Origin of the sequence: Pseudomonas siliginis (assembly GCF_019145195.1) — a bacterium.
Lineage (GTDB): Bacteria > Pseudomonadota > Gammaproteobacteria > Pseudomonadales > Pseudomonadaceae > Aquipseudomonas > Aquipseudomonas siliginis.
On sequence record NZ_JAHSTW010000002.1, the window covers coordinates 614366 to 639147 of the forward strand.

A 24782-nucleotide genomic window follows, 5' to 3' on the forward strand; every position below is an offset into this window, starting at 1 on the left:
GCTGCAAGGTTACACAAAACATGGCGTGAGCGAGTCGATCAGACTGCGGCTTCAGAAGACGAAGTTGGTGTGCTGGACGTACCAAGACGTTGCACCAGCGCGGCACCGCGGTTGCGCATAGGCATTTCGATGAAGCGGTAATTCAATTCGCTGAGCAGGGCAATCAGACCGAACGCCCACAGCAAGGTGACCACTGGATGACCTGCCGGACTCGGCAGGCCCGCTTCCTGCAAACGGAAAGTAACTTCACGTACCAGGAAATACACGGGAATATGAATCAGGTAGATGCCGTACGACCGACTGCCCACCCATCCCATCAATTGCTGCAAGCGCCCGGCCGATAACAGGTAATCCTGATTGTAAGAGGCGATCCACACCAGCAAGGCACTCAATAAAGCGATGGCGCCAACGCGAAAGTGAGTCGCGGAAAATCCATCGGTGGCCAGGTAACTCATCAGCGTTGCGACGACAATCAGCGCTGAGATTCCGGCCCCGTTGCGACTGAGAAACAGCGGCTGCCAACGCTGGTAACTCGGTTGAGCACTCCACATTGCCAACAGTACGCCAAGGGCCAGCGCGTCGGTTCGAACGACCATCAGCAGCGGCGTTCGCACCGCCAGCAGTTGCACTGCGACCAGCGCCAGCAGCACCCAGACCAGATGTCTGCGGCACAGCAGAATCAGCAACGGAAACAACAGGTAGAACTGTTCTTCCAGGGCCAGACTCCAGTAGACGAAACTGCTGCCATATTCGTAGCGGAAGAAAGCATCGGCAAAGCGGAAATTGGCGTACTGCAACACTCCTGCGAGCGTCGCCTGCAGATTGGCCTGCAGCGTGCCGAACGCCCCGGAGCGATTGAAGAACATGCACATCAGCAGCACCAGGGCCAGCCACAGCCAGGCCGAAGGCAGCAGGCGAAAAGCGCGGCGCAGCCAGAAATTGCGCGTTTGCTCCCAGTATTGCTGACGGCTGCTGCAATCACGCAGCGCAGGAATCAGACTGCGCGCAATCACGAAGCCGGAAATGGCGAAAAACAGGTCAACGCCCCACCAGGGTTGTGCCCAGGCATGAATGGCTTCAAGCAAAGGCACCGGATCGCGGAACAGATTGCCTGCCAGGTGATGAAACAGCACCCCCAGCACGGCAATGGCGCGCAGCACCTCAATGTCCATGATGCGTTTACTGCTCATCCGGCGTCTCCCGCATCCAGCGGTTTACGGGCGATGATCACCTGGCTTTTGGGCATGAACTGGTCCAGCACCTGTTTGATCGCAAGTCCGTCGGGCCGGTCGAGCATCTCTTCCCAGGTCCTCGCCCATCCACCCATCAGATGAGGAAAAGGCGCGTGAATGCGATCACGCACCGCACCACCCGGATCCTTGCCGGCCGCTTTTTCGCTGGCCCAGAAAAAGATCATCCCCATCACCCAGAAAAACCCCGTCGCCTGCCGATGCTCAATGATCAGTCCGGCGTCTTCGACCAGTGCGGCGAAGCGCTTTGGAGTGAAGATCTGCACGTGGTTGGGCGACTGGTAATAACTCTGCGGAGCGATGCCTTTTTGCAGATGTTCGCCCACTGGAGCCGGCACACTGAGCAGGTACAACGCACCGGGGCGCCCCATACGCGCCAGTTCGGCCATGAACGCTTCGGGTTCGTCGACGTGCTCCAGCACCTCCATGCACACGACACGGCTGGAGCAGCCGTCGGCCAACGGCAATGGCAGGCTGTTGCTGACCAGACCAAGACTGGCATTTGCGCTTTGCGCCTCGACCTGACGCGCCAGCTCGCGCACTTTGTCGTATTCGCTGTCGGTGAAAATCACCGATGCGCCCTGGCGCACGGCAAACAATGTTGCGGCACCCTCGCCGCAACCGACGTCGAGCAAGGTGTCGTCAGGCGTAATGGCAAAGCCCTTGAGCAATTCGCCGCTGTCATTGAGAAACCAGCCGTCCAGCACGGCATCACGCAAACCGACATCGCGGGGCGACCAGACAAATAAAGGCTCGGGTTCAGCGTCTGGCGTCGGCTCAATCACCGGTTCCGCTATCGGTTCAGCCGCTGGCGGCGGTTGCGAAGATTGCGCTTGGGCAAACAATCGATGAAGCAATCTGCGAATCATGCGCCGATAACCTCCGTCGCCATTTCGGCGCGGGCTTGCAGCAGGCTCGCCAGAAACGCCCGTAATCGCTGCTCGGCCACCGCTTGACTGCAAAACGCCTCGAGACTCACGACAGCCTGTGCCGACATGGTGGCGTAACGCTGGGGATCATTTTGCGCGACGTCGTAACTGGCAGTGTAAGCGGCACAGATCGAAGCCCAGCTCGTTGCGTAGCGCAAGGTTCGGTAGGCCGAACGCGGGTCGTGAGGCCAGGCCGTGAATTGCTCGGTTGCCTCGATCAGAAAAGCGTTATCGGCATTCATATAGTCGATCATTGCCGTGGTGCACGGTGCCACAGCCGGCTTGCCGCACGACATGAATTCCATCAGCGGCAGGCACTGGCCTTCGCCGTAGGAAGTGTTGACGACGTAACGGGTCGCCTGCACCAGACGTTCGTAATCCGCGTCTGCCAGATAGCCGTAGATAAGCACGATGCGGCAGCGATAAGGCTGATTCTTGTAAAGGTGATGGAGGATGTCGGTGAGGGCTTCTTCAGCATCGTGATGGGTGAGTTTCAGCACCAGGGTTGCATCAGCGTTTTCCCGCATAGCGGCACAGAAGGCACTGATCATGTCCTCCCAGTTCTTGCGCCCGTCCCGGGGGTTGAACACCGAGGTGTACACCACACCTTCAAGCTCCAGCTCTTGCTCGGTGACCGGCGCGAGGAAATCGATTCCACGCCCACGGCGCAACGGCACAGGAGCGAACGCATCCAATGCGATCTCGCGACTGTCGACTACCAGGCCTTTGATTTTCAGCCGTACTGAATCGACGGCTGGCTGTCCCTGCAATTGAACGCCGCGCGCTGCGAACCGATCCCAGACCGGCGCGGGGACGGCGACTATCGGGTACTCGACAGACATCGCTTTGCGCACGGCATCGACCGTGTAACTGGAGTGCGTGATCGCAGCACCGCAGGCGGCAAGTACTGTGCGCCAGTCGTTCAGCGGATCGCCAGCGAATGGCTCATCGGGAATCGTGCTGAACTCCCAGGCAAAGACCGGCAAGGTCGGACACGCCAGATGCACCGGGGTGCGATGCGGTGGCGAGAACGACAGAAATACGCAAGCCTCGCCACGTGACTGGCACTCTGCATACAACGCATCGACTTCGCTGTTCGGGTCCATGACCTCGATCACCCGACCCAGACGTTCGAGCACTGGCCGATACTCCTTGAGCACGAAGTAATAGCTGTACTCCGAGCGCCCCAGGTTGCGGCTGATGGTGTGCTGGTTGGTTTCCGAATGGATGATGATCAGCATGGGGCGCTATCCCTGACCTGGGCAACGTGACCGGGCTGTGGTTCGAGCCCGAAAAAATCCTCGACGCGCTTTTGCAGAACCGCGATCGCACTGAAATGCTCCATGCGCTGCGCGGCAGCCAACGACATTCGCTGATAATCCTGAGGCTGTGTCGTGGCCATCCGGTAACTGTCTTCGTAGGCTTGTTTCAAAGAGCCCCAGTCTGGCCGGTGACGATGCGCACGAAACAGCATGCGCGGGTCATGGGGCCACGTGCACGCCTCAACGCTGGAGTCGACCACGAACGCCACAGACTCGTCGATATAGTCCTGCATCGCCGTATGGTCGGGGGCGATCACCGGTTTGCCGCAGGCCATGAACTCCATCAGCGGCAGACACAGACCCTCACAATGCGAGGCGTTGACGTAAAAACTCGCCGACTGGTAAAGCCGCGCGTATTGCGCATCGTCCATGTAACCGTGAATCATCACGACCCGACAGGAAAAAGGCGCCAGTTGCGCCAGTGGCGTCATCAAGTGTGCATAGACGGCCGCCAGGTCGCTCTGGGTAAATTTCATCACCAGTGTGGCGTCTGGAGTGTCACGAAAGGCCGCGCAGAAAGCGGTGAGGATCTGTAGCCAGTTCTTGCGCCCGTCCGCGGGGCGGAACACCGACGCGTAGACCACACCGTCGACCTCGGCTTGAACCTGTAACGAGGTGTCCGGCATATCTTGCGGTGGCGGTTGCACTGATACCGGCAAAGGTTGAGGGCCGGCGATACCGGGCAAATGTCTGGCGAGCCAGTCATGCCAAGAATGCCCAAGCAAGTCGTGAATCCCCTCCCAGTACCAATTCCGCAAAAACCTCACCCGTGGCACCACGGGCGTCTGATCATGGCCGGCATTGAGCAGCCAAAGGCGCAGGTAATGCTTTGCGATGACCAAGCGTCGTTTCCACGTCAGCGGTGGTGGTCGCGAAGCCTCCAACTGAGCTTCGATTTCCGCCAGTTCTTCGGCGGTGAGAGGCTTGGGCAGCAGATTATCCGGATGCAGGTTCATCTGGCGGGAATCGAAAATGCACCCTTTGAGCGTCAACGTCGTACCTGTGTTGACCGGTGTGCTGAGGTGCTGCTTGCCGATGGACGCAAGCTCCTCTCCGAGCGGGGCGGGCAATACCAGCACAGGGAAATCCTCTCCCATCGAGCGACGAATCGCTCGGGCGGTATGGCTGGACAGTGTGATCACGCGGCCATGCCTTGCCAACATGCGCGTCCAGTCCTGGCCAGGATCATCGCCCCATTGTTCATCGGGAATCGAGTCATACTCCCAGGTCACGACACAAACGGTCGGGCATTGAAGGTCGATCGCCGTTTTCTGTGGTCGGGTGAACGAGAGGAACACACTCTCCTCGCCGGCCGCGTGGAATTGCCGAAACAGCGGATCGACCTCTGCGACATTACCCACTACATGGACTCGCCCGACTGTTTCGAGCAACGAACGGTAGGCCTTCAGAACGAAGTAATAACTGGCGTCGGGATGGCCGAGACTCTCCCTGATGGAGTGTTCGTTGATGTCCGAATAAAGAATGAAATTCATGGCTTTCCACAATGAAACCGCGTTACCGGCAGCTTCATACTAGTGACGGCCAAGCGTCGAACCGGCTCGGTGCGGTTCTTCGTCTCAAGTCACGTCTTGTTCTTGTTTTAGTGGTCGGTTTCACCTTTGCGCACAATGAGCCAGAACTTCCATGGCGATCGTGACGAGGGCCATTCTAAACACATCCGTCGTGGCTCCGGGAACCGCCCGCAAGAATAAATCGGACTACGCTGATGAGAACTGACCAGTCACGATATGCCCTGTTGAAATTGCCGAGCAATTGGCACAGATTGGCAACCAAACAACTACAACAAAGGCTTCGCCTGCTGTTTCCCCGGATATTTCCTCCGGTCTGACAGCGCTTTCCTCAAAGCGTGTAAGGAAAGCGGCGCAAGTCATGACCAAGGGGTCGCTGTTTGAAAAACCGTCTGTTCGTCACGGGCCTCAGCGGCTTCGTGGGACAACACATTCAGTCTCGTCTGGCTTCGCCGGGATCGTCGTGGGCGCTGCTGCCTGCCGCATCGGCCTACGACCTTACGAACGCCGACAGCCTCATCGACCTTTGGCCGGAGTTGCCGGATGCAGTCATTCATCTGGCCGGCCAGACCTTTGTGCCGGAAGCCATTCGTGACCCGGCCCGCACCCTCGATATCAATCTCTTCGGCACCCTCAATCTGTTGCAGGCGCTCAAGGCTCGCGGCTTTGCCGGGACGTTTTTGTACGTCAGCTCCGGCGACGTTTACGGGCAAGTCGGCGAGCAGCACCTGCCGATCACCGAGCAACAACCACCGCTGCCACGCAATCCGTACGCGGTAAGCAAACTTTCAGCGGAGTTCCTCAGTTTGCAATGGGGCCTGAGTGAAGGCTGGCCAGTGCTGGTCGCACGCCCGTTCAACCACATCGGCACCGGGCAAAAAGACAGCTTCGTCATCGCCAGCGCAGCCCGGCAGATCTGCCGCATCAAACAGGGCCTGCAAGCACCGCGACTGCAAGTCGGCGATATCGACGTGACCCGCGATTTCCTCGATGTCGGCGATGTGATTCGCGCGTACTTCGCATTGCTGGAAAACGGCACACCGGGGCAGGTCTACAACATCTGCTCGGGCCGCGAGCAAAGCATTCGCAGCCTGATCGAGCAATTGGCCGATCTGGCCGAAGTCGACGTTGAACTGGTGCCGGATCCGGCGCGCATGCGTCGCGCCGACCAGCGCCGCGTCTGCGGCAGCCACGCAAAACTGGCCAACGCCACAGGATGGGCGCCAGCCACCACCACACAACAATCCCTGCGGGCGATCCTGTCCGACTGGGAGATGCGAGTACGACAAGAATGACAAAAAGTGCACTGATTACCGGGATCACGGGCCAGGATGGCGCCTATCTGGCCAAACTGCTGCTGGACAAGGGTTACAAGGTTCACGGCCTCGTTGCTCGACGCAGCAGTGATTCACGCTGGCGCCTGCGCGAGATGGGTGTCGAAGCCGACATCGTCTACCTCGACGGAGATATGGCCGATGCCTGCTCGGTGCAGCGTGCGGTAATCAAATCAGCACCAGACGAAATCTATAACCTCGCCGCACAGAGCTTTGTCGCCGCCTCGTGGGATCAACCGGTCACCACCGGCATTGTCGATGGGTTGGGCGTGACACACCTGCTCGAAGCGATCCGCCAGTTCAGTCCGCACACGCGTTTTTATCAGGCCTCGACCAGCGAAATGTTCGGCCTGATCCAGGCTGAGCAACAGGACGAGAACACGCCGTTCTACCCGCGCAGCCCTTACGGCGTGGCCAAGCTCTACGGCCACTGGATTACCGTCAACTACCGCGAAAGCTTCAACCTGCACGCCAGCAGCGGCATCCTCTTCAACCATGAATCACCGCTGCGCGGCATCGAATTCGTTACCCGCAAGGTCACTGACGCTGCCGCGCGCATCAAGCAGGGCAAACAGCAGGACTTGGCGCTGGGCAACATCGACGCGAAACGCGATTGGGGCTTTGCCGGCGATTACGTCGAGGCCATGTGGCTGATGCTGCAACAAGACAAACCCGACGACTTCGTGGTCGCCACGGGCGTCACCACCACTGTGCGCGAGATGTGCCGCATTGCCTTCGATCACGTCGGCCTGAACTACCGCGATTACGTGAAGATCGACCCGGCGTTCTTCCGCCCGGCCGAAGTCGAAGTGCTGCTCGGCAACCCGGCCAAGGCCCAGCGTGTGCTGGGCTGGAAACCGAAAACCGACCTGGATACCTTGATCCGCATGATGATGGATGCGGACATGAAACGCGTCGCCAAGGAGTAGGCCATGCTGATTCCGGTGATTCTGTCCGGCGGTGCCGGCACCCGTTTGTGGCCGGTGTCCCGCGAGGGCCACCCCAAGCCGTTCATGGCCCTGCCCGACGGCCAGTCGCTGCTGGGCAAAACCTACCAGCGTGCGGCGGCGTTGCTGGACGGCTGGGGCGACATCGTCACGGTGACCAACCGCGAGTATTACTTCCAGAGCAAGGATCACTATTGCGCGGCTCAAGTGTCGCGCCATCGCGGGCACTTTCTGCTGGAGCCGAGCGGGCGCAACACCGCACCGGCGATCGCAGCGGCAGCACTGTCATTGCAGGCGCTGCATGGTGACGACGCAATCATGGTGGTGATGCCGGCGGATCACTTGATCGTCAATCAGGACGCCCTGAAGAGTGCGGTCGAGCACGCAGTGAATCTGGCGAAGGACGGCTATCTGGTGACCTTCGGCGTGGTCCCGACCGCCCCGGAAACCGGCTTCGGCTACATCGAAACCGGTGCGCCGCTGGACGCCAAGGGTGCGGCCAAGGTGCAGCGCTTCGTCGAGAAACCCGACTTGCAGACCGCCACGCATTACCTGGAGAGCGGCAACTTCCTGTGGAATTCGGGGATGTTCTGCTTCACCACCGCAACGCTGCTCGCCGAGCTGCAACTGCACGCGCCCGAGTTGCTGGAACAGACCCGCGCCTGCATGGCCGCCAGTGCACCGGTCGAAACGGTCGGCTGCCTGCAACAGGAGTTGTCGCCAACGCTGTTTGCCGAAATCACCGACATCTCCATCGATTACGCGCTGATGGAGCGCTCGGAAAAAGTCGTGGTGGTGCCCGCCGGTTTCGACTGGAGCGACATCGGTTCGTGGAACGCAGTCGCGGCGCTGACTCCCGCCGATGCCGACAACAACCGCGCCAGCGGCGAGGCGATCTTCATCGACAGCCACAACAACTTCGTACAGAGCGAAGGCCGGCTGGTGGCGACCGTCGGTGTGGATAACCTGATCATCGTCGACACCGCCGATGCGGTGCTGGTGGCCCATGCCGACCGTGCGCAGGATGTGCGCCGCGTGGCGAAGCAGCTCAAGGACAAGTCCCACGAAGCCTATCGCCTGCATCGTACGGTCAGCCGTCCCTGGGGCACCTACACCGTTCTGGAGGAAGGTCCGCGTTTCAAGATCAAGCGCATCGTGGTCAAACCCGGTGGCAAGTTGTCACTGCAAATGCACCATCATCGCAATGAACACTGGGTGGTGGTCGAAGGCATGGCCAAGGTCACCAACAATGGCTCCGGCACGACTCTGGTCGCCAAGAACGAATCGACGTTCATTGCCGCCGGCCACAAGCATCGCCTGGAAAACCCCGGGGTGATCGATCTGGTCATCATTGAGGTGCAAAGCGGCGAATACCTGGGCGAGGACGATATCGTTCGCTTTGAAGATCAATACGGCAGGACGGTTTGAATGTTGCTTTCCCTGTACCGCTCGCTGCGCAGCTACCGTGGATTCATCCTCGGCAGCGTGCAGCGAGAATTTCAAGCGCGTTATCGCAATTCGCTGTTCGGCGCGCTATGGCCGATTTTCAATCCGCTGTCGATGATCATCGTTTACACGGTGATTTTTTCGCACATCATGCGCGCCCGTTTGCCCGGGGTAGCTGACGGCATGGCATACAGCATCTACCTGTGCGCCGGCCTGTTGGCCTGGGGGCTGTTTTCCGAAATCACCCTGCGCAGCCAGAACATGTTTCTCGACAACGCCAACCTGCTGAAGAAAATCAGCTTCCCGCGGATTTGCCTGCCGGTGATTGTGTTGATCAACGCCGGGATCAACTTCGCGATCATCATCAGCCTGTTTCTCGGGTTTCTGCTGATCACCGGGCGCTGGCCGGGAATAGCTTTGCTGGCACTGATTCCGCTGATTGCTCTGCAAATGATGTTCTGCGCCGGGCTGGGTATGGTCCTCGGCGTTTTGAACGTGTTCTTTCGCGATGTCGGTCAACTGTTCGGCATCTGTCTGCAGTTCTGGTTCTGGCTGACGCCGATCGTCTACCCGATCACCATCTTGCCGGAGTGGCTGCAGAGTCTGCTGCGATTCAACCCTCTGACAAACCTGATTGCAAGCTATCAGAATGTCTTCCTTTACGGCCAGTGGCCAGCCTGGAGTTCACTATTGCCGGCATTCATGATCGGCGCGGTCTTCTGCGCAATCGGACTGCGCCTGTTCCGCCAGCGGGTCGGTGAAATGGTGGATGAACTCTGATGGGACATATCCGTGTTACCGGGCTGGGCAAAGCCTACAAACAATACCCCAGTCGCTGGAGTCGTCTGGCCGAATGGCTGATTCCCTTTTCCCGATTGCGGCACAACCGGCACTGGGTATTGAAGGACCTGACCTTCGAAATTCCTGCGGGCCAGGCCGTGGGCATCGTCGGAGTCAATGGGGCAGGCAAGAGTACGCTGCTGAAGATGATTACCGGCACGTCCCGACAAACCTGCGGCACCATTGAGCTGACCGGCCGGGTCGCCGCATTGCTGGAACTGGGGATGGGCTTTCATCCTGACTTTACCGGCAGGCAAAACGCCGTGATGGCCGGGCAATTGCTCGGCATGCAACTTGAAGAAATCAACGCCTTGATGTCGCAAATCGAGAGCTTCGCGGAAATCGGCGCGGCGATCGATCATCCGGTGCGTACATATTCCAGTGGGATGCAGATGCGTCTGGCGTTCAGCGTCGCCACCGCACGCCGCCCCGATATTCTGATCGTCGACGAAGCGTTGTCTGTCGGGGATGCGTATTTCCAGCACAAGAGCTTTGAGCGCATCCGCAGCTTTCGCGAGGCTGGCACAACCTTGCTGATCGTGTCCCACGACCGCTCGGCGATTCAGTCGATCTGCGATACCGCGATCTTGCTTGATGGTGGCCGTCTGGCCATGCACGACAGGCCTGAAGCCGTAATGGATTATTACAACGCTCTGCTCGCCGAGCGCGAGGGCCAGATAGTGCGCCAGGAAATGCTCGGTGGCGGCCACGTGCAGACCGTGTCGGGTACCGGTGAAGCCGGCATTGTGCGGGTGCGCCTGCTCGATGAATCCGAGCGCTTGATCGAGGCCGCCGAAGTCGGCCAGCCAGTGGTCCTGGCAGTGGACGTCGAGGTACGTCAGGACATCGAGAGGCTGGTGCTCGGTTTCATGATCAAGGATCGTCTCGGCCAGCCCATGTATGGGATCAATACCCATCGCCAGAACCAGGCGCTGGAAAATCTGCGCGCCGGTGAGCGCATCAACTATCGCTTCGCGTTTGTGATGGGCCTTGGAAAAGGCAACTATTCCGTAGCGCTGAGCCTGTCGAGGCTGGACTCGCATCTGGATCGAAACTTCGAATGGCGTGATTTCGGTCTGGTGTTTCATGTCATCAACAATCGACGCGAAGATTTCGTCGGCTGCTCATGGCTGAATGCGCAGACCACAATCAGCCGTCATACCGAAGTCGGCCACGTCGAGCACACACCATGACCCGGCTGCTGGTCGAATGCACTCACGTATTCAGACATCCGAAGGTCAATTCGGGGATCCAGCGCGTGGTGCGCAATGTCATCAAGCAGTTGCCCACCCGCGCTGAAGGCGTCGAGTGTCTGCCGGTGGTGGTGATCAATGGCCAGCTCTACCGCGTGCTGCAACTGGCGCCACTCGATACACCGTTCTGGAACAGCCTCGAAACCTTCGGTGAACGCCTGGAGCGCCTCGCCCATCGTTTCTGGCAGGGGCATCAGCGCCGCGATGCGCTATGCACTTCGAAACTGGCGCGGCTGCTGCTGTATGTGGGCTATCGGTTGACCCAGTTTGCCGTGCTCGGCCTGCCGATTCGGCTGGTCCGGCGGATCAACCGCAAGCAGCTGCTCCAACGCTGTTCGCCACTGCAACATCAGCCAGGCGATCAACTGATACTACTGGATTCATCCTGGCATTCGGACTTCTTCGCCCCTGTCGAGCAGCTCAAACGCGATGGCGTCGGCATGATCGCGGTGATCTATGACCTGATCCCGCTGACGCATCCGCAGTTTTACGACACTCGGCTGGTCGAAGTTTTCAATGAGTGGTTCGACTGGATCACCCGCACGGCCGATGGCTACATGGCGATATCCGCCACAGTGCGTGATCAGCTGCGTGACGAATTTCAGCGCAGAATCGGTGCCGAACAGACTGACAAGCGCTGGTTCGATTACTTCCATCTCGGTTCCGAGCTCGACCTGCATCACGGCGCGGCAACGATCGAACCACGCCTCAAGGATCTGTTCGCTGCATCCGGCCCGGTATTTCTGATGGTCAGCACCATCGAGCCGCGCAAGAACCATGGGTACCTGCTCGACGCCTTCGAACGCGCCTGGGCTGCCGGCTCGACGGCACGCTTGTGCATCGCCGGGCGTATCGGCTGGAAATGCGACGCGCTGCTCGAGCGAATCCGCAATCATCCGGAACTGAATCGGCGCCTGTTCATGTTCAATGACCTCAGCGACACCAGTCTCGAATACGCCTATGCGCAGGCCAGTGCGCTGGTCTTTCCCTCATTCGTCGAGGGCTTTGGCCTGCCATTGGTGGAAGCCATGCAGCGCGGTTTGCCGGCGATGGGCAGCGACATCGCGGTATTCCGCGAAATCGGTGGCGAGTTCATGGCTTATTTCGATCTGCAGGATCCACAAAGCCTTGCCGATCTGATCGAAACCTATCAGCGCAGCGGACAGTTTCCCGCCGCCCGCGAGGTCGCTGACTGGCGCTGGATCGGCTGGCGCGAGGCCAGTGAACAATTGGCGACCCGCAGTCTTGAAAATATTTTGCAGGCCCCGCGCGTGCAAGCGAGGCCGCATGCGCATTGCTCTTAACGCCCGCATCCTGCAAGCGCCGCGCACCGGCATCGGCCACTACGTCGCCGAACTGGTCAACGCCTTGCGCAGCGAACCTGATGTGGACGTAAGCCTGTTTCATGGCTGGGGCTGGAGTTCGGCCCTGCCGGACGCGGCCATGCCCGGCTACTCGCGCATGACGCCATTGCTGCGAAAAATTCCCGGGGCCTATCAAGCACGCCGCTGGCTGGAGCAGAAACGTTTCGATCAGGTGCGTGCACAAAAGATTGATCTTTATCACGAGCCGAGCCTGTGGCCGTTGGCCTTCGACGGCCCGACCGTGATCACCCTGCATGATCTGACGCACCTGCATTTTCCAGAAACCCAGCCACCAGCACGTTTGAGGGAAATCGAACGTCGTCTGGCCGCCGGCGTGGAGCAGGCGCGGGTCATTCTGACCGATTCGCAGGCGATCGCTGACGAGGCGCAAACCTATTTCAACCTCCCTGCACAGCGATTCGTGGTGGCGCCGTTGGGTGTGGCAGAACGCTTCCATCCTCGGCCACTTGAGGAAATCGACAGTGTGCTCAAGGCTCACGCCGTCCAGGGGCGGGAATATTTCCTCTGTGTCGGCACCCTGGAGCCGCGCAAGAACCTGAGCCTGGCGTTGCAGGCCCACGCCCTGCTGCCAGACGCTGTGCGCCAGCGCTTTCCCTTGTTGATTGCGGGCATGGCCGGTTGGCAGCGCGAGCAGTTCAGCGAGCCACTGCACCAGGCATTGGCCAGCGGCCACGTGTGCCTGCTCGGCTATCTGCCCGATGAGCAATTGGCGCAACTGCTGGCCGGCGCCCGGGCGCTGATATTTCCGTCGTTGTATGAGGGCTTTGGCTTGCCGGTGCTGGAAGCCATGGCCAGCGGCACGCCGGTGGTGACCACCCGTTCTTCGGCGATGCCGGAAGTGGCCGGTGCGGCTGGCAACTATATTGATGCGGACGATGCCGAGGGTCTGCGTGATGCAATGGGCCGGCTGATCGACGACTCGCTGCATTGGCAGGCCTGCCGCGAAGCGGGATTGCAGCAGGCGGCACTTTTTTCCTGGCAACGTTGTGCACAGGCTACGGCTGGTGCCTACCGCCAGGCCATGGGAGGTTGAATGCGCGTTCTTCATTTCTTCAAGACTTACCTGCCCGATTCGGTCGGCGGCATCGAACAAGTCATCTTCCAGTTGTGCGAGAGCGGTGCCCAACACGGCATCGACGCGCAAGTGTTGACCTTGAGCACAGACCCGACGCCGCCCGTGGTGCAACTGGGCCAGCACGAAGTACATCGGGCGAAACTGGATATCCAGTTCGCCTCTACCGGGTTTTCCTGGAGCGTGTTCAAGCAGTTCCGTGAGTTGGCCGCCGAAGCCGACGTGATCAACTATCACTTCCCGTGGCCGTTCATGGACCTGGTGCATTTCGCCAGCGCCGTGAACAAGCCGAGCGTAGTTACTTATCACTCGGACATCATCCGCCAGAAGCATTTGCTCAAGCTTTATCGGCCACTGATGAATCGCTTCCTCGCCAGCGCCGACCGCATCGTTGCTGCATCGCCGAACTATCTGCACACCAGCGATGTGTTGCAGCAATTTCAGGACAAAACTCGCGTTATCCCCTACGGCTTGAACAAGGCAGGTTATCCACAGCCTGATACCGAACGGATGAACCGCTGGCGCCAACAGCTTGGGGATAAGTTTTTTCTGTTCGTCGGGGTAATGCGTTATTACAAGGGCCTGCACATCCTGCTCGATGCGCTCAAAGACATCGATTATCCCGTGGTGATCGTCGGTGCCGGTCCGCTGGAGCAGGAACTGCATGCACAGGCCGCCGCGCTGGGCCTGCGCAATATTCACTTTCTCGGCCGTCTGAGTGACGAGGACAAAGTGGCGTTGCTGCAATTGAGTTACGCGATCGTATTTCCTTCGCACCTGCGCTCCGAGGCTTTCGGGATTTCGCTGCTCGAAGGCGCGATGTACGGCAAACCGATGATCTCCAGCGAAATCGGCACCGGCACCAGTTTCATCAATATCCACAACGAAACCGGACTGGTGGTACCACCGAGCAATCCACAGGCCTTTCGTGAAGCCATGCGTACGCTTTGGGAAAACCCTGAGCGTGCCGCCGAGATGGGCGTCAAAGCCGAAGCGCGCTATCGGCAGTTGTTCACCGCCGATGAAATGGGCCGCAAGTGGACGGAGTTGTATCAAGAACTGTTGGCAGAAAAAGCGCTGTCCTACGCTTGAAGGCGGGAGATCACGCCGTCTTCTGCAACCCGGCCACCGTGCGCGGCATAGCGACAAAACCCGGCAATGCTTCGATCCGTGCCAGCCAGGCGCGAACGTTGGCATAGTCGTCCAGCGAGACATTGCCCTCCGGGGCATGCGCAATGTAGCTGTAGGCAGACACGTCAGCAATGGTCGGCTCTTCGCCCGCCAGATACGCAGTTTTGCCCAACTCCAGTTCCATGACCGTGAGCAGGTTGTGCGCACGGCCAATGACTTCCTCGGCATTCAGTTGCGCACCAAACACCGTGATCAGGCGTGCCGCCGCCGGGCCAAATGCAATCGGTCCCGCCGCTGCCGACAGCCAGCGCTGCACATGCGCTGCGCCCACGGGGTCGGCCGGCAGCCAGCGTCCGTTGCCATATTTCTGCGCCAGATAAACCAGAATCGCGTTGGAATCGGCCAACACCACGCCGTTGTCATCAATCGCCGGCACTTGGCCAAAGCTGTTGATCGCCAGGTACTGCGGCTGCTTGTGCTCACCTTTGGCCAGATCGACGAAGATCAGCTCGGTCGGCAGTTGCAGTAGCGACAGCATCAACTCGACGCGGTGGGCGTGACCGGAACGGGGAAAGTTGTAGAGTTTGATCGCTTGCATGGTCGACTCCGCTGGAAAGTGGCGTCGCTACGGGGATGAGCGCGCCGATGGAGTCATCATCTATGGGTTGCCGGAACAACAGAATAACCAGCCGCTGCAATCGATTATTTCATCTCGTGCAATAACGCCGCTGCGCTCAAGGCCGGATGCTCGCGCAGCGCCTTCACGGCGAAGTCGACAAAACTGCGGATCCGCGCCGGTGCCTTGCGCCCGCCTTGATACACCACATGGATCGGCAACGGTGGCAATTCAAACTCGGCGAGGACGATTTCCAACTCCCCCGCCGCAACTTTGTCCGCCACTTGATAGGACAGCACTCGCGTCAAGCCCAGGCCTTTGCGCGCAGCGGTGATCGCCGACTGATTGGCCGTGACGGTCAGGCGCGGTTCGGTGCGCACACTGAGTGCTTCACCGCCGTCGAGAAACGGCCAGTTGCGTTGCTGACCGATCGCCGACGTCGCCACCACCGGCAGCCCGGCCAAGGCCTGCGGATGCTCCGGGCGGCCATGTTCAGCCAGAAACCCCGGCGAAGCGCAGATTACCCGCCGCACTTCCCCGACGCGAATCGCATGCTGATTGCTGTCCGGCAGTTCACCGATGCGCACCGCGACATCAATGCCCTCCTCGACCATGTTGACGACCCGGTCCAGCAACAGCGCGTTGATCGACACATCCGGATAACGACAAAGGTAATCGGCCATCACTGGCGTCACGAACAGATCGCCAAACAGCACCGGCGCAGTAATCGTCAACTGCCCGCGCGGCAAGGCATGGCTGCCCGCCGCCGAATCCTCGGCCTCCTGCACCTCGGCAAGAATCCGCCGGCAGTCATCGAAATAACGCTGCCCGGCTTCGGTGAGATGCACAGTGCGCGTGGTGCGCACCAGCAGCTGCGTACCGATATGCTGCTCCAGCGCCGCCACCGCCCGGGTGACGCTCGCCGCCGACAGCCCTAGACGCCGCGACGCCGCCGAAAAGCCTTGCTCCTGGGCGACGACAACGAAGATCTGCATTTCCTGAAAGCGGTCCATGGGATTCCTCGGCGGCGGATACGACAATCGCAGCCGAGGCTGCGATTGTGGGAGAGCTTAGATCAACGGTGGATAACTTATTCCACGGTGACCGATTTCGCCAGGTTGCGCGGCTGATCGACGTCGGTGCCCTTGAGCACGGCGACGTAGTACGACAACAGTTGCAGCGGAATCGTATAAAGGATCGGCGAGAGAATGTCGTGGATGTGCGGCATTTGCACCACATGGGTACCTTCGCCGTTGGTCATCGCAGCCTTCTCATCCGCGAACACGATCAACTCGCCGCCGCGAGCGCGAACTTCCTGCAGGTTGGATTTGAGCTTCTCCAGCAACTCGTTGTTCGGCGCGACGGTCACCACCGGCATGTCGTTATCCACAAGTGCCAGCGGCCCGTGTTTGAGCTCGCCGGCCGGGTAGGCTTCGGCATGGATATAGGAGATTTCCTTGAGTTTCAAGGCACCTTCCATCGCTACCGGGAATTGCGCGCCACGGCCAAGGAACAGCGTGTGGTTTTTTTCGGCAAACAGCTCGGCGATTTTTTCCACGGTGCTGTCCATCGCCAGCGCTTCGCCGAGGCGAGTCGGCAGGCGACGCAGTTCTTCGACGAGTGTGGCTTCGACACCGTTGGCCAGAGTGCCGCGCACCTGACCCAGCGACAAAGTCAGCAGCAACAGGCCGACCAGTTGCGTGGTAAAGGCTTTGGTCGAGGCCACACCGATTTCGCGACCGGCCTGGGTCAACAGGGTCAGATCGGATTCACGCACCAGCGAGCTGATGCCGACGTTGCAGATCGCCAGGCTGGCGAGGAAGCCCAGCTCCTTGGCATTGCGCAGCGCCGCGAGGGTGTCCGCGGTTTCGCCGGACTGCGAGATGGTCACGAACAGCGTGTCAGGCTGCACCACCACTTTGCGATAACGGAATTCGCTGGCGACTTCGACCTGGCACGGAATACCGGCCAGTTCTTCGAGCCAGTAACGCGCGACCATGCCGGCGTGATAACTGGTGCCGCAGGCGACGATCTGCACATTGCGCACTTTGGCAAACAGCTCGGCAGCTTGTGGACCGAAGGCCTCAACCAGCACTTGATTGTTGCCCAGACGACCTTCGAGGGTGCGCTGGACCACGGCCGGTTGCTCGTGGATTTCCTTGAGCATGTAGTGGCGGAACTCGCCCTTGTCGGCGGCTTCGGCACCGTCGGTGTACTGCACGGTCTGGCGCTCGACAGCGTTGCCGTTTACGTCCCAGATCTGCACGCTGTCGCGACGGATTTCAGCGATATCGCCTTCTTCCAAATACATGAAGCGGTCAGTGACCTGACGCAGAGCCAACTGGTCGGAAGCGAGGAAGTTCTCGCCCAGGCCCAGGCCGATCACCAATGGACTGCCACTGCGCGCGGCGACCAGACGATCCGGTTGCTGTGCGTTGATCACTGCCAGACCGTAGGCGCCATGCAGCTCCTTGACGGTCGCTTTGAGCGCGGCAGTCAGGTCCGGTTGTTCCTTGAGCTTGTGGGTCAGCAGGTGGGCGATGACTTCGGTGTCGGTGTCCGAGCTGAACGCATAGCCCAGCGCTTTCAGCTGTTCGCGCAGGGCTTCGTGGTTCTCGATGATGCCGTTGTGCACCACCGCAATGTCACCGGAAAAATGCGGGTGAGCGTTCCGCTCGCACGGCGCGCCATGGGTCGCCCAACGGGTGTGGGCGATACCGAGACGACCGGACAGCGGCTGTTCGGTCAGGGCGGTTTCCAGTTCGCTGACCTTGCCCGGACGGCGCATGCGTTCCAGGGTCTGGTCATTGGTATAAACCGCCACACCGGCGCTGTCATAGCCGCGGTATTCGAGGCGCTTCAGGCCTTCGAGAAGGATGGCGGTGATATTACGTTCAGCTACAGCGCCGACAATGCCACACATGGTTATTTCTCCTGACTGACAGCCGCACAGATCAAAGTGATCCCGCGGGCCTGAAGCTGATCGCGTGCCTCGACGGGCAGGCGATCATCGGTAATGAGGGTATGGATGCTGCTCCAGGGCAGCTCCAGGTTGGGAATCTTGCGACCGATCTTGTCGGCCTCGACCATGACGATGACTTCTCGCGCAACGTCGGCCATGACCCGGCTGAGGCCGAGCAGTTCGTTGAAGGTCGTGGTACCGCGCACCAGATCGATGCCGTCAGCGCCGATGAACAGTTGATCGAAGTCGTAGGAGCGTAGTACCTGCTCGGCGACCTGGCCCTGAAAGGATTCCGAGTGTGGATCCCAAGTGCCGCCGGTCATCAGCAGCACCGGCTCGTGTTCCAGTTCGCTCAAGGCATTGGCGACATGCAGCGAGTTGGTCATCACCACCAGACCCGGTTGCTGGCCCAGTTCGGGAATCATCGCGGCGGTGGTGCTGCCACTGTCGATGATGATGCGCGCGTGCTCGCGGATGCGTTTGACCGCCGCGCGAGCGATCGCCTGCTTGTATTTGGAAATACTCTGCGCCGTTTCTGCGACCAGCTCTTGCGGCATGGTGATCGCACCGCCGTAACGACGCAGCAACAGACCATGGGTTTCCAACGCGGCGAGATCCTTGCGAATCGTAACTTCCGAAGTTTCGAAACGCTTGGCCAGCTCGTCGACACTGACTTCGCCCTGCTCATTGAGCAAGGCGAGGATGTTATGGCGACGTTGAGGAGTATTGCGCTTGGACATGGCGGCCTAAGTTTCGATTCGAAAGATAACGCAAGCAATGAAACTCTATCGAAAGGTGCCCGTCAAGACGCGGGGAGAAAAATTCAGAAAGATTGAAATGACTGTGGGAGCGAGCCCGCTCGCGAAAAGGAGTTTCAGCCACTGAAGACGTGACTGACAAACCGCATTCGCGAACAGGGTCGCTCCCACAAGAGGTTGTGGATAAATCAGGATTTCTTGATTTTTTCCGGCCGCTTCCAGCCGTCGATGTTCTTCTGGCGGGCTCGGCCTACCGCCAACTGAGCGTTATCCACATTTTGCGTGATAGTCGATCCGGCCGCAGTAGTTGCACCATTGGAGATATCCACAGGCGCGACCAGCGAGTTGTTGGAGCCGATGAAAACGTCAGCGCCCAACACAGTTTTCCACTTGTTGGCGCCATCATAGTTGCAGGTGATGGTGCCGGCGCCGATGTTGGTGCGTGCGCCGATTTCGGCATCGCCCAGATAGGTCAGGTGTCCAGCCTTGGCACCTTCGCCCATGTGTGCATTTTTCAGCTCAACGAAGTTACCCACGTGGGCGCGCGCTTCGAGCACAGTGCCCGGGCGTAACCGCGCGAACGGACCAGCGTCACTGCCTTCACCGAGAATGGCGCCTTCTATATGACTGTTGGCCTTGATCACCACGCCTTTGCGCAGGGTGCTGTCCTTGATCACGCAGTTCGGACCGATCTCTACGTCGTCTTCAATGATGACCTTGCCTTCGAGGATCACGTTGATATCGATCAGCACGTCGCGGCCGACGCTGACTTCGCCGCGTACGTCGAAGCGGGCCGGGTCACGCAGAGTCACGCCCTCAGCCATCAAGCGGCGGCCGGCGCGCAACTGGTAATGACGCTCTAGTTCAGAGAGCTGCTTGCGATCGTTGGCGCCCTGCACTTCCATCGGGTCGTGCGGTTGTTCGGTGGCGACGACCAAACCATCGCTGACCGCCATTTCGATCACGTCGGTGAGGTAGTACTCGCCCTGCGCGTTGTTGTTCGACAAGCGACTCATCCAGTCCGCCAGGCGATCGGCCGGCACAGCGAGGATGCCGGTGTTGCCCTCAGTGATCGAACGTTGTGCTTCGCTGGCGTCTTTGTGCTCGACGATCGCCGCGACCTTGCCGTCGGCATCACGCACGATGCGGCCGTAACCGGTCGGGTCATCCAGCTCGACAGTGAGCAACCCCATCTGGCCCGGCACGACATGCTTGAGCAGACGTTGCAGGGTTTCGACTTCGATCAGCGGCACATCGCCGTAAAGAATCAGCACGGTGTTGGCATCAATGAACGGCACCGCCTGGGCGGTGGCGTGGCCAGTGCCCAGTTGCTTGTCCTGCAACACGAAATTCAGATCATCAGCTGCCAGACGCTCACGCACCACATCAGCACCGTGACCGATCACCACGTGAATGCGTTGTGGATCAAGTTGCCGAGCGCTGTGGATAACATGGCCGAGCATGGAGTTGCCGGCAATCGGGTGCAGCACCTTGGGCAGTGCCGAGCGCATACGAGTGCCTTGACCGGCCGCGAGGATAACGATTTCGAGAGACATGACTGGCTACCAATCCTGGGTGGTCAGCAACTGCGACCGGTTTGTGGGAATTCGGAAAAGAAAAAAGGGTAGCCGAGGCTACCCTTTTTTATCAATCGCACAACAAGCGGCTGACGGATTAACCGCCAAACTTCTTGCGGATCTGCTGGACGGTGCGCAGCTGGGCTGCAGCCTCGGCCAGACGTGTGGCAGCGGCGCCGTAATCGAAGTCCGCGCCTTTTTCGTTCAGGGCATTCTCGGCAGCCTTGAGAGCTGCCTGAGCCTGAGCTTCATCCAGGTCGGCGGCACGTTGCACGGTATCGGCAAGTACCTTGACCATGTTCGGCTGAACCTCGAGGAAACCACCGGAGATGTAGAACACCTCGGCTTCCCCGCCTTGCTTGATCAGGCGGATCGGACCCGGCTTGAGATTAGTGATCAGCGGCGCGTGACCCAGAGCGATACCAAGATCACCCAGTGCACCGTGCGCAATCACCATCTCGACCAGGCCGGAAAAGATTTCCCCTTCCGCGCTGACGATATCGCAATGGACTGTCATAGCCATCTGATTGCCTCAACCTAAATTAGCGCCCGTTGCCGGGCGCCGGGATTACAGTTTCTTGGCTTTCTCGATCGCTTCTTCGATGCCGCCAACCATGTAGAACGCTTGTTCTGGCAGGTGGTCGTAGTCACCGTTGAGGATGCCTTTGAAGCCAGCAATGGTGTCTTTCAGGGAAACGTATTTACCCGAAGCACCGGTGAAGACTTCAGCCACGAAGAACGGCTGCGACAAGAAGCGCTGGATCTTACGAGCACGGTTAACCAACTGTTTGTCGGCTTCCGACAGCTCGTCCATACCCAGGATCGCGATGATGTCTTTCAGCTCTTTGTAACGCTGCAGAACGTACTGAACGCCGCGAGCGGTGTCGTAGTGGTCCTGACCGATCACGTTCGGGTCCAGCTGGCGCGAAGTCGAATCCAGTGGATCTACCGCCGGGTAGATACCCAGGGAAGCGATGTCACGGGACAGAACGACGGTGGCGTCCAAGTGGGCGAAGGTGGTCGCTGGCGACGGGTCGGTCAAGTCGTCCGCAGGTACGTATACCGCTTGGATCGAGGTGATCGAACCTTCCTTGGTCGAAGTGATACGTTCCTGCAGAACGCCCATCTCTTCAGCCAGGGTCGGCTGGTAACCTACTGCCGAAGGCATACGGCCCAGCAGTGCGGATACTTCAGTACCGGCCAGGGTGTAACGATAGATGTTGTCGACGAACAGCAGAACGTCGTTACCTTCGTCACGGAACTTCTCGGCCATGGTCAGGCCGGTCAGTGCTACGCGCAGACGGTTTCCCGGCGGCTCGTTCATCTGACCGTAAACCAGTGCCACTTTGTCCAGAACGTTGGAGTCCTTCATCTCGTGGTAGAAGTCGTTACCCTCACGAGTACGCTCACCCACACCGGCGAACACGGAATAACCGCTGTGCTCGATGGCGATGTTACGGATCAGTTCCATCATGTTTACGGTTTTGCCTACACCGGCACCACCGAACAGACCGACTTTACCGCCCTTGGCGAACGGGCAGACCAGGTCGATAACCTTGATGCCGGTTTCCAGCAGGTCGTTGCCGCCTGCTTGCTCGGCGAACGAAGGTGCTGCGCGGTGAATGCCCCAGCGCTCTTCGGTGTCGATCGGGCCAGCTTCGTCGATCGGGTTACCGAGGACGTCCATGATCCGGCCCAGGGTCGCTTTACCGACCGGTACGGAGATGGCTGCGCCAGAGTCGGTGACTTCCAGACCGCGCTTCAAGCCCTCGGTGGAACCCATCGCAATGGTACGCACCACGCCGTCGCCCAGCTGCTGCTGAACTTCCAGGGTGGTTGCGGCCGCGCTTTGTACAGTCAGCGCGTTGTAGATGCTCGGTACGCTGTCGCGTGGAAATTCCACGTCGATAACGGCGCCGATGATTTGAACGATACGTCCGCTACTCATAGCTGGATCCTCTGAATATTTGAACCGTTAAACCGCGGCAGCGCCGCCGACGATTTCCGAGATCTCTTGGGTGATCGCAGCCTGACGCGCCTTGTTGTAGATCAGCTGCAAATCGCTGATCAAATCACCGGCGTTGTCGGTAGCGTTCTTCATCGCGATCATCCGCGCAGCCTGTTCAGCCGCGTTGTTCTCGACCACCGCCTGGTAGACCTGCGACTCGACGTAACGGACCATCAAGCCGTCAAGCAGCTCTTTGGCGTCCGGTTCGTAGAGATAGTCCCAGTGGTGCTTGAGATCCTGATCCGGGGTTGCCACCAGTGGAATCAACTGCTCCACGGTAGGCTGTTGCGTCATGGTGTTGATGAACTTGTTGGACACCACGGACAGGCGGTCGATACGGCCGTCCAGGTAGGCATCCAGCATCACCTTGACGCTGCCGATCAGGTCATTGATCGACGGCTCTTCACCCAGGTGGCTGATAGCTGCAACGACGTTACCGCCGAAGTTGCGGAAAAAGGCCGCACCCTTGCTACCGACTACACACAGATCAATCTCGACGCCGTTTTCGCGGTTTACCGCCATGTCCTTGACCAGGGCCTTGAACAGGTTGGTGTTCAAGCCGCCGCACAGACCACGGTCACTGCTCACGACGACATAACCGACGCGCTTGATTTCGCGGTCGATCATGAACGGGTGGCGGTATTCCGGGTTGGCGTTGGCCAGATGCCCAATTACCTGGCGGATACGCTCCGCATAAGGACGGCTAGCAGCCATGCGCATTTGTGCCTTGCGCATTTTGCTGACCGCCACTTTTTCCATGGCGCTGGTAATCTTTTGCGTGCTTTTGATGCTCGCAATCTTACTGCGAATCTCTTTTGCGCCTGCCATGTAACACCTATCAGGTTAGCAAGCGGGAGCCTCGCGGCTCCCGCTGCGGCTTACCAGGTTTGGGTGGCCTTGAACTTCTCGATACCGGCTTTCATGCCAGCGTCGATTTCGTCATTGAAGTCACCTTTAACGTTGATCTTGGCCATCAAATCGGCGTGATCGCGGTTGAAGAAAGCGATCAGCGCTTGTTCGAAGCTGCCGACCTTGGCGATTTCAATGTCAGTCAGGAACCCACGCTCAGCGGCATACAGCGACAGCGCCATGTCAGCGATCGACATTGGTGCGTATTGCTTCTGCTTCATCAGCTCGGTAACGCGCTGACCATGCTCAAGTTGCTTGCGGGTCGCTTCGTCCAGGTCAGAAGCGAACTGGGCGAATGCCGCCAGTTCACGGTACTGAGCCAGAGCGGTACGGATACCACCGGAGAGCTTCTTGATGATTTTGGTCTGAGCGGCACCACCCACACGGGATACCGAAACACCGGCGTTCACTGCAGGGCGGATGCCCGAGTTGAACATGGCCGATTCCAGGAAGATCTGACCGTCGGTGATGGAAATCACGTTGGTCGGAACGAACGCGGAAACGTCGCCAGCCTGGGTTTCGATGATCGGCAGTGCGGTCAGGGAACCGGTTTTGCCGGTCACTGCGCCGTTGGTGAACTTCTCTACGTATTCTTCCGAAACGCGGGATGCGCGCTCCAGCAGACGGGAGTGGAGATAGAACACGTCGCCTGGGTAAGCTTCACGGCCTGGTGGACGGCGCAGCAGCAGGGAAATCTGGCGGTAAGCCACTGCCTGCTTGGACAGATCGTCATAAACGATCAGCGCGTCTTCACCGCGGTCGCGGAAGAATTCACCCATGGTGCAACCGGAGTACGGTGCCAGGAATTGCAGCGCAGGAGATTCCGAAGCACTGGCAGCCACGATGATCGTGTTGGCCAGGGCGCCGTTTTCTTCCAGCTTGCGAACCACGTTGGCGATGGTCGATTGCTTCTGACCGATGGCTACGTAGACGCAGAAAATGCCGCTGTCTTTCTGGTTGATGATCGCGTCGATCGCCAGAGCGGTTTTACCGATCTGACGGTCACCGATGATCAGCTCACGCTGGCCACGGCCGACAGGGATCATGGCATCGACAGCCTTGTAGCCAGTCTGTACAGGCTGGTCTACCGACTTACGCCAGATCACGCCTGGAGCAACTTTCTCGACCGCGTCGGTCTCGGTGTTGCCCAGTGGACCTTTGCCGTCAACAGGGTTACCCAGAGCATCGACTACGCGGCCCAGCAATTCCTTACCAACAGGAACTTCGAGGATGCGGCCGGTGCACTTGGCGCTCATGCCTTCAGCCAGCGACTGGTAGGAGCCCAATACCACGGCACCTACGGAGTCCTGCTCCAGGTTGAGAGCCATACCGTAGACGCCGCCCGGAAACTCGATCATCTCGCCGTACATGACGTCGGCCAGACCGTGAATCCGCACGATGCCGTCAGATACGCTGACGACAGTGCCTTCGTTACGGGCTTGGGAGGTCACATCGAGTTTGTCGATGCGGCCCTTGATAATTTCACTTATTTCGGAAGGATTGAGTTGCTGCAT

General features: G+C 59.4%; 21 protein-coding genes. 8 read left to right on the plus strand and 13 right to left on the minus strand.

The genetic code is table 11. The features are described 5' to 3' along the window. Window positions 1-38: 38 nt before the first annotated feature. From KVG87_RS06640 to KVG87_RS06655, 4 genes are read right to left on the minus strand one after another with little or no spacing between them, the layout of a single operon-like run. Window positions 39-1190 (minus strand): acyltransferase family protein, encoded by a 1152-nt coding sequence (locus KVG87_RS06640; protein ID WP_217849838.1) that lies wholly within the window; start codon window positions 1188-1190, stop codon window positions 39-41. After that, on the minus strand, window positions 1187-2119 hold the full coding sequence (locus KVG87_RS06645; RefSeq protein ID WP_217849840.1) for a class I SAM-dependent methyltransferase: 933 nt from the start codon (window positions 2117-2119) through the stop codon (window positions 1187-1189). Before KVG87_RS06645 ends, KVG87_RS06640 begins: the two co-directional genes overlap by 4 nt. Continuing rightward, window positions 2116-3420, minus strand: a complete 1305-nt coding sequence (locus tag KVG87_RS06650) for a glycosyltransferase (protein ID WP_217849841.1) — start codon at window positions 3418-3420, stop codon at window positions 2116-2118. The genes KVG87_RS06645 and KVG87_RS06650 overlap by 4 nt, the downstream gene beginning before the upstream one ends. Next, the gene (locus KVG87_RS06655) at window positions 3414-4994 is read right to left on the minus strand and encodes a glycosyltransferase (RefSeq protein ID WP_217849842.1); all 1581 of its coding nucleotides are present in this window, start codon (window positions 4992-4994) and stop codon (window positions 3414-3416) included. Before KVG87_RS06655 ends, KVG87_RS06650 begins: the two co-directional genes overlap by 7 nt. Before the next feature lie 416 nt (window positions 4995-5410). Here KVG87_RS06655 and KVG87_RS06660 point away from each other — a divergent pair, with 416 nt between their 5' ends. From KVG87_RS06660 to KVG87_RS06695, 8 genes are read left to right on the plus strand one after another with little or no spacing between them, the layout of a single operon-like run. Next, window positions 5411-6325 carry a GDP-mannose 4,6-dehydratase gene (locus tag KVG87_RS06660; protein WP_217849843.1) on the plus strand — a complete coding sequence of 305 codons (915 nt, stop codon included), beginning with the start codon at window positions 5411-5413 and terminating at the stop codon, window positions 6323-6325. Beyond that, a complete protein-coding gene (gmd, locus tag KVG87_RS06665) occupies window positions 6322-7293 on the plus strand; it encodes a GDP-mannose 4,6-dehydratase (RefSeq protein ID WP_217849844.1) in 972 nt (323 codons plus the stop codon). The genes KVG87_RS06660 and gmd overlap by 4 nt, the downstream gene beginning before the upstream one ends. 3 nt (window positions 7294-7296) lie before the next feature. Next, on the plus strand, window positions 7297-8739 hold the full coding sequence (locus tag KVG87_RS06670) for a mannose-1-phosphate guanylyltransferase/mannose-6-phosphate isomerase (RefSeq protein WP_217849846.1): 1443 nt from the start codon (window positions 7297-7299) through the stop codon (window positions 8737-8739). Further along, on the plus strand, window positions 8740-9537 hold the full coding sequence (locus KVG87_RS06675) for an ABC transporter permease (RefSeq protein ID WP_041476545.1): 798 nt from the start codon (window positions 8740-8742) through the stop codon (window positions 9535-9537). It begins immediately after the preceding gene. Continuing rightward, window positions 9537-10790 (plus strand): ABC transporter ATP-binding protein, encoded by a 1254-nt coding sequence (locus KVG87_RS06680; protein WP_217849848.1) that lies wholly within the window; start codon window positions 9537-9539, stop codon window positions 10788-10790. The genes KVG87_RS06675 and KVG87_RS06680 overlap by 1 nt, the downstream gene beginning before the upstream one ends. Continuing rightward, window positions 10787-12154 carry a glycosyltransferase family 4 protein gene (locus tag KVG87_RS06685; protein ID WP_217849851.1) on the plus strand — a complete coding sequence of 456 codons (1368 nt, stop codon included), beginning with the start codon at window positions 10787-10789 and terminating at the stop codon, window positions 12152-12154. The genes KVG87_RS06680 and KVG87_RS06685 overlap by 4 nt, the downstream gene beginning before the upstream one ends. Beyond that, window positions 12138-13268 (plus strand): glycosyltransferase family 4 protein, encoded by a 1131-nt coding sequence (locus tag KVG87_RS06690; RefSeq protein WP_217849853.1) that lies wholly within the window; start codon window positions 12138-12140, stop codon window positions 13266-13268. Before KVG87_RS06685 ends, KVG87_RS06690 begins: the two co-directional genes overlap by 17 nt. Beyond that, window positions 13269-14399, plus strand: coding sequence for a glycosyltransferase family 4 protein (locus KVG87_RS06695; protein ID WP_217849856.1), 1131 nt, complete (start codon window positions 13269-13271; stop codon window positions 14397-14399). It abuts the gene before it with no gap. A 10-nt stretch (window positions 14400-14409) separates the two neighbouring features. On the opposite strand, the gene KVG87_RS06700 is transcribed toward KVG87_RS06695, so the two are convergent. The 9 genes from KVG87_RS06700 to atpA all read right to left on the minus strand — a co-directional run bounded on the left by KVG87_RS06700 (window position 14410) and on the right by atpA (window position 24782). Further along, window positions 14410-15036, minus strand: coding sequence for a glutathione S-transferase family protein (locus KVG87_RS06700; protein WP_217849858.1), 627 nt, complete (start codon window positions 15034-15036; stop codon window positions 14410-14412). A gap of 104 nt (window positions 15037-15140) precedes the next feature. Continuing rightward, window positions 15141-16067 carry a LysR family transcriptional regulator gene (locus KVG87_RS06705; RefSeq protein ID WP_041476539.1) on the minus strand — a complete coding sequence of 309 codons (927 nt, stop codon included), beginning with the start codon at window positions 16065-16067 and terminating at the stop codon, window positions 15141-15143. A gap of 77 nt (window positions 16068-16144) precedes the next feature. Next, entirely contained in the window at window positions 16145-17977 is a 1833-nt protein-coding gene (glmS, locus tag KVG87_RS06710) for a glutamine--fructose-6-phosphate transaminase (isomerizing) (RefSeq protein WP_217849860.1), read from the minus strand. Window positions 17978-17979: 2 nt separating this feature from the next. Beyond that, window positions 17980-18756 carry a DeoR/GlpR family DNA-binding transcription regulator gene (locus KVG87_RS06715; protein ID WP_041476528.1) on the minus strand — a complete coding sequence of 259 codons (777 nt, stop codon included), beginning with the start codon at window positions 18754-18756 and terminating at the stop codon, window positions 17980-17982. 206 nt (window positions 18757-18962) lie between these two features. After that, on the minus strand, window positions 18963-20330 hold the full coding sequence (glmU, locus tag KVG87_RS06720) for a bifunctional UDP-N-acetylglucosamine diphosphorylase/glucosamine-1-phosphate N-acetyltransferase GlmU (RefSeq protein WP_217849861.1): 1368 nt from the start codon (window positions 20328-20330) through the stop codon (window positions 18963-18965). 118 nt (window positions 20331-20448) lie between these two features. Further along, a complete protein-coding gene (locus KVG87_RS06725) occupies window positions 20449-20874 on the minus strand; it encodes a F0F1 ATP synthase subunit epsilon (RefSeq protein WP_016772407.1) in 426 nt (141 codons plus the stop codon). Between the two features lie 45 nt (window positions 20875-20919). After that, the gene (gene atpD, locus KVG87_RS06730; protein WP_016772406.1) at window positions 20920-22299 is read right to left on the minus strand and encodes a F0F1 ATP synthase subunit beta; all 1380 of its coding nucleotides are present in this window, start codon (window positions 22297-22299) and stop codon (window positions 20920-20922) included. Between the two features lie 27 nt (window positions 22300-22326). Continuing rightward, window positions 22327-23187 carry a F0F1 ATP synthase subunit gamma gene (gene atpG, locus KVG87_RS06735; protein ID WP_007911960.1) on the minus strand — a complete coding sequence of 287 codons (861 nt, stop codon included), beginning with the start codon at window positions 23185-23187 and terminating at the stop codon, window positions 22327-22329. 50 nt (window positions 23188-23237) lie between these two features. Beyond that, on the minus strand, window positions 23238-24782 hold the full coding sequence (gene atpA / locus KVG87_RS06740) for a F0F1 ATP synthase subunit alpha (RefSeq protein ID WP_016772405.1): 1545 nt from the start codon (window positions 24780-24782) through the stop codon (window positions 23238-23240).

Bases quoted from the DNA above. Each gene is read 5' to 3' on its own strand.
- KVG87_RS06640 (WP_217849838.1), bottom strand. From the start codon at position 1,190: ATGAGCAGTAAACGCATCATGGACATTGAGGTGCTGCGCGCCATTGCC.
- KVG87_RS06645 (WP_217849840.1), bottom strand. From the start codon at position 2,119: ATGATTCGCAGATTGCTTCATCGATTGTTTGCCCAAGCGCAATCTTCG.
- KVG87_RS06650 (WP_217849841.1), bottom strand. From the start codon at position 3,420: ATGCTGATCATCATCCATTCGGAAACCAACCAGCACACCATCAGCCGC.
- KVG87_RS06655 (WP_217849842.1), bottom strand. From the start codon at position 4,994: ATGAATTTCATTCTTTATTCGGACATCAACGAACACTCCATCAGGGAG.
- gmd (WP_217849844.1), top strand. From the start codon at position 6,322: ATGACAAAAAGTGCACTGATTACCGGGATCACGGGCCAGGATGGCGCC.
- KVG87_RS06670 (WP_217849846.1), top strand. From the start codon at position 7,297: ATGCTGATTCCGGTGATTCTGTCCGGCGGTGCCGGCACCCGTTTGTGG.
- KVG87_RS06675 (WP_041476545.1), top strand. From the start codon at position 8,740: ATGTTGCTTTCCCTGTACCGCTCGCTGCGCAGCTACCGTGGATTCATC.
- KVG87_RS06680 (WP_217849848.1), top strand. From the start codon at position 9,537: ATGGGACATATCCGTGTTACCGGGCTGGGCAAAGCCTACAAACAATAC.
- KVG87_RS06685 (WP_217849851.1), top strand. From the start codon at position 10,787: ATGACCCGGCTGCTGGTCGAATGCACTCACGTATTCAGACATCCGAAG.
- KVG87_RS06690 (WP_217849853.1), top strand. From the start codon at position 12,138: ATGCGCATTGCTCTTAACGCCCGCATCCTGCAAGCGCCGCGCACCGGC.
- KVG87_RS06695 (WP_217849856.1), top strand. From the start codon at position 13,269: ATGCGCGTTCTTCATTTCTTCAAGACTTACCTGCCCGATTCGGTCGGC.
- KVG87_RS06700 (WP_217849858.1), bottom strand. From the start codon at position 15,036: ATGCAAGCGATCAAACTCTACAACTTTCCCCGTTCCGGTCACGCCCAC.
- KVG87_RS06705 (WP_041476539.1), bottom strand. From the start codon at position 16,067: ATGGACCGCTTTCAGGAAATGCAGATCTTCGTTGTCGTCGCCCAGGAG.
- glmS (WP_217849860.1), bottom strand. From the start codon at position 17,977: ATGTGTGGCATTGTCGGCGCTGTAGCTGAACGTAATATCACCGCCATC.
- KVG87_RS06715 (WP_041476528.1), bottom strand. From the start codon at position 18,756: ATGTCCAAGCGCAATACTCCTCAACGTCGCCATAACATCCTCGCCTTG.
- glmU (WP_217849861.1), bottom strand. From the start codon at position 20,330: ATGTCTCTCGAAATCGTTATCCTCGCGGCCGGTCAAGGCACTCGTATG.
- KVG87_RS06725 (WP_016772407.1), bottom strand. From the start codon at position 20,874: ATGGCTATGACAGTCCATTGCGATATCGTCAGCGCGGAAGGGGAAATC.
- atpD (WP_016772406.1), bottom strand. From the start codon at position 22,299: ATGAGTAGCGGACGTATCGTTCAAATCATCGGCGCCGTTATCGACGTG.
- atpG (WP_007911960.1), bottom strand. From the start codon at position 23,187: ATGGCAGGCGCAAAAGAGATTCGCAGTAAGATTGCGAGCATCAAAAGC.
- atpA (WP_016772405.1), bottom strand. From the start codon at position 24,782: ATGCAGCAACTCAATCCTTCCGAAATAAGTGAAATTATCAAGGGCCGC.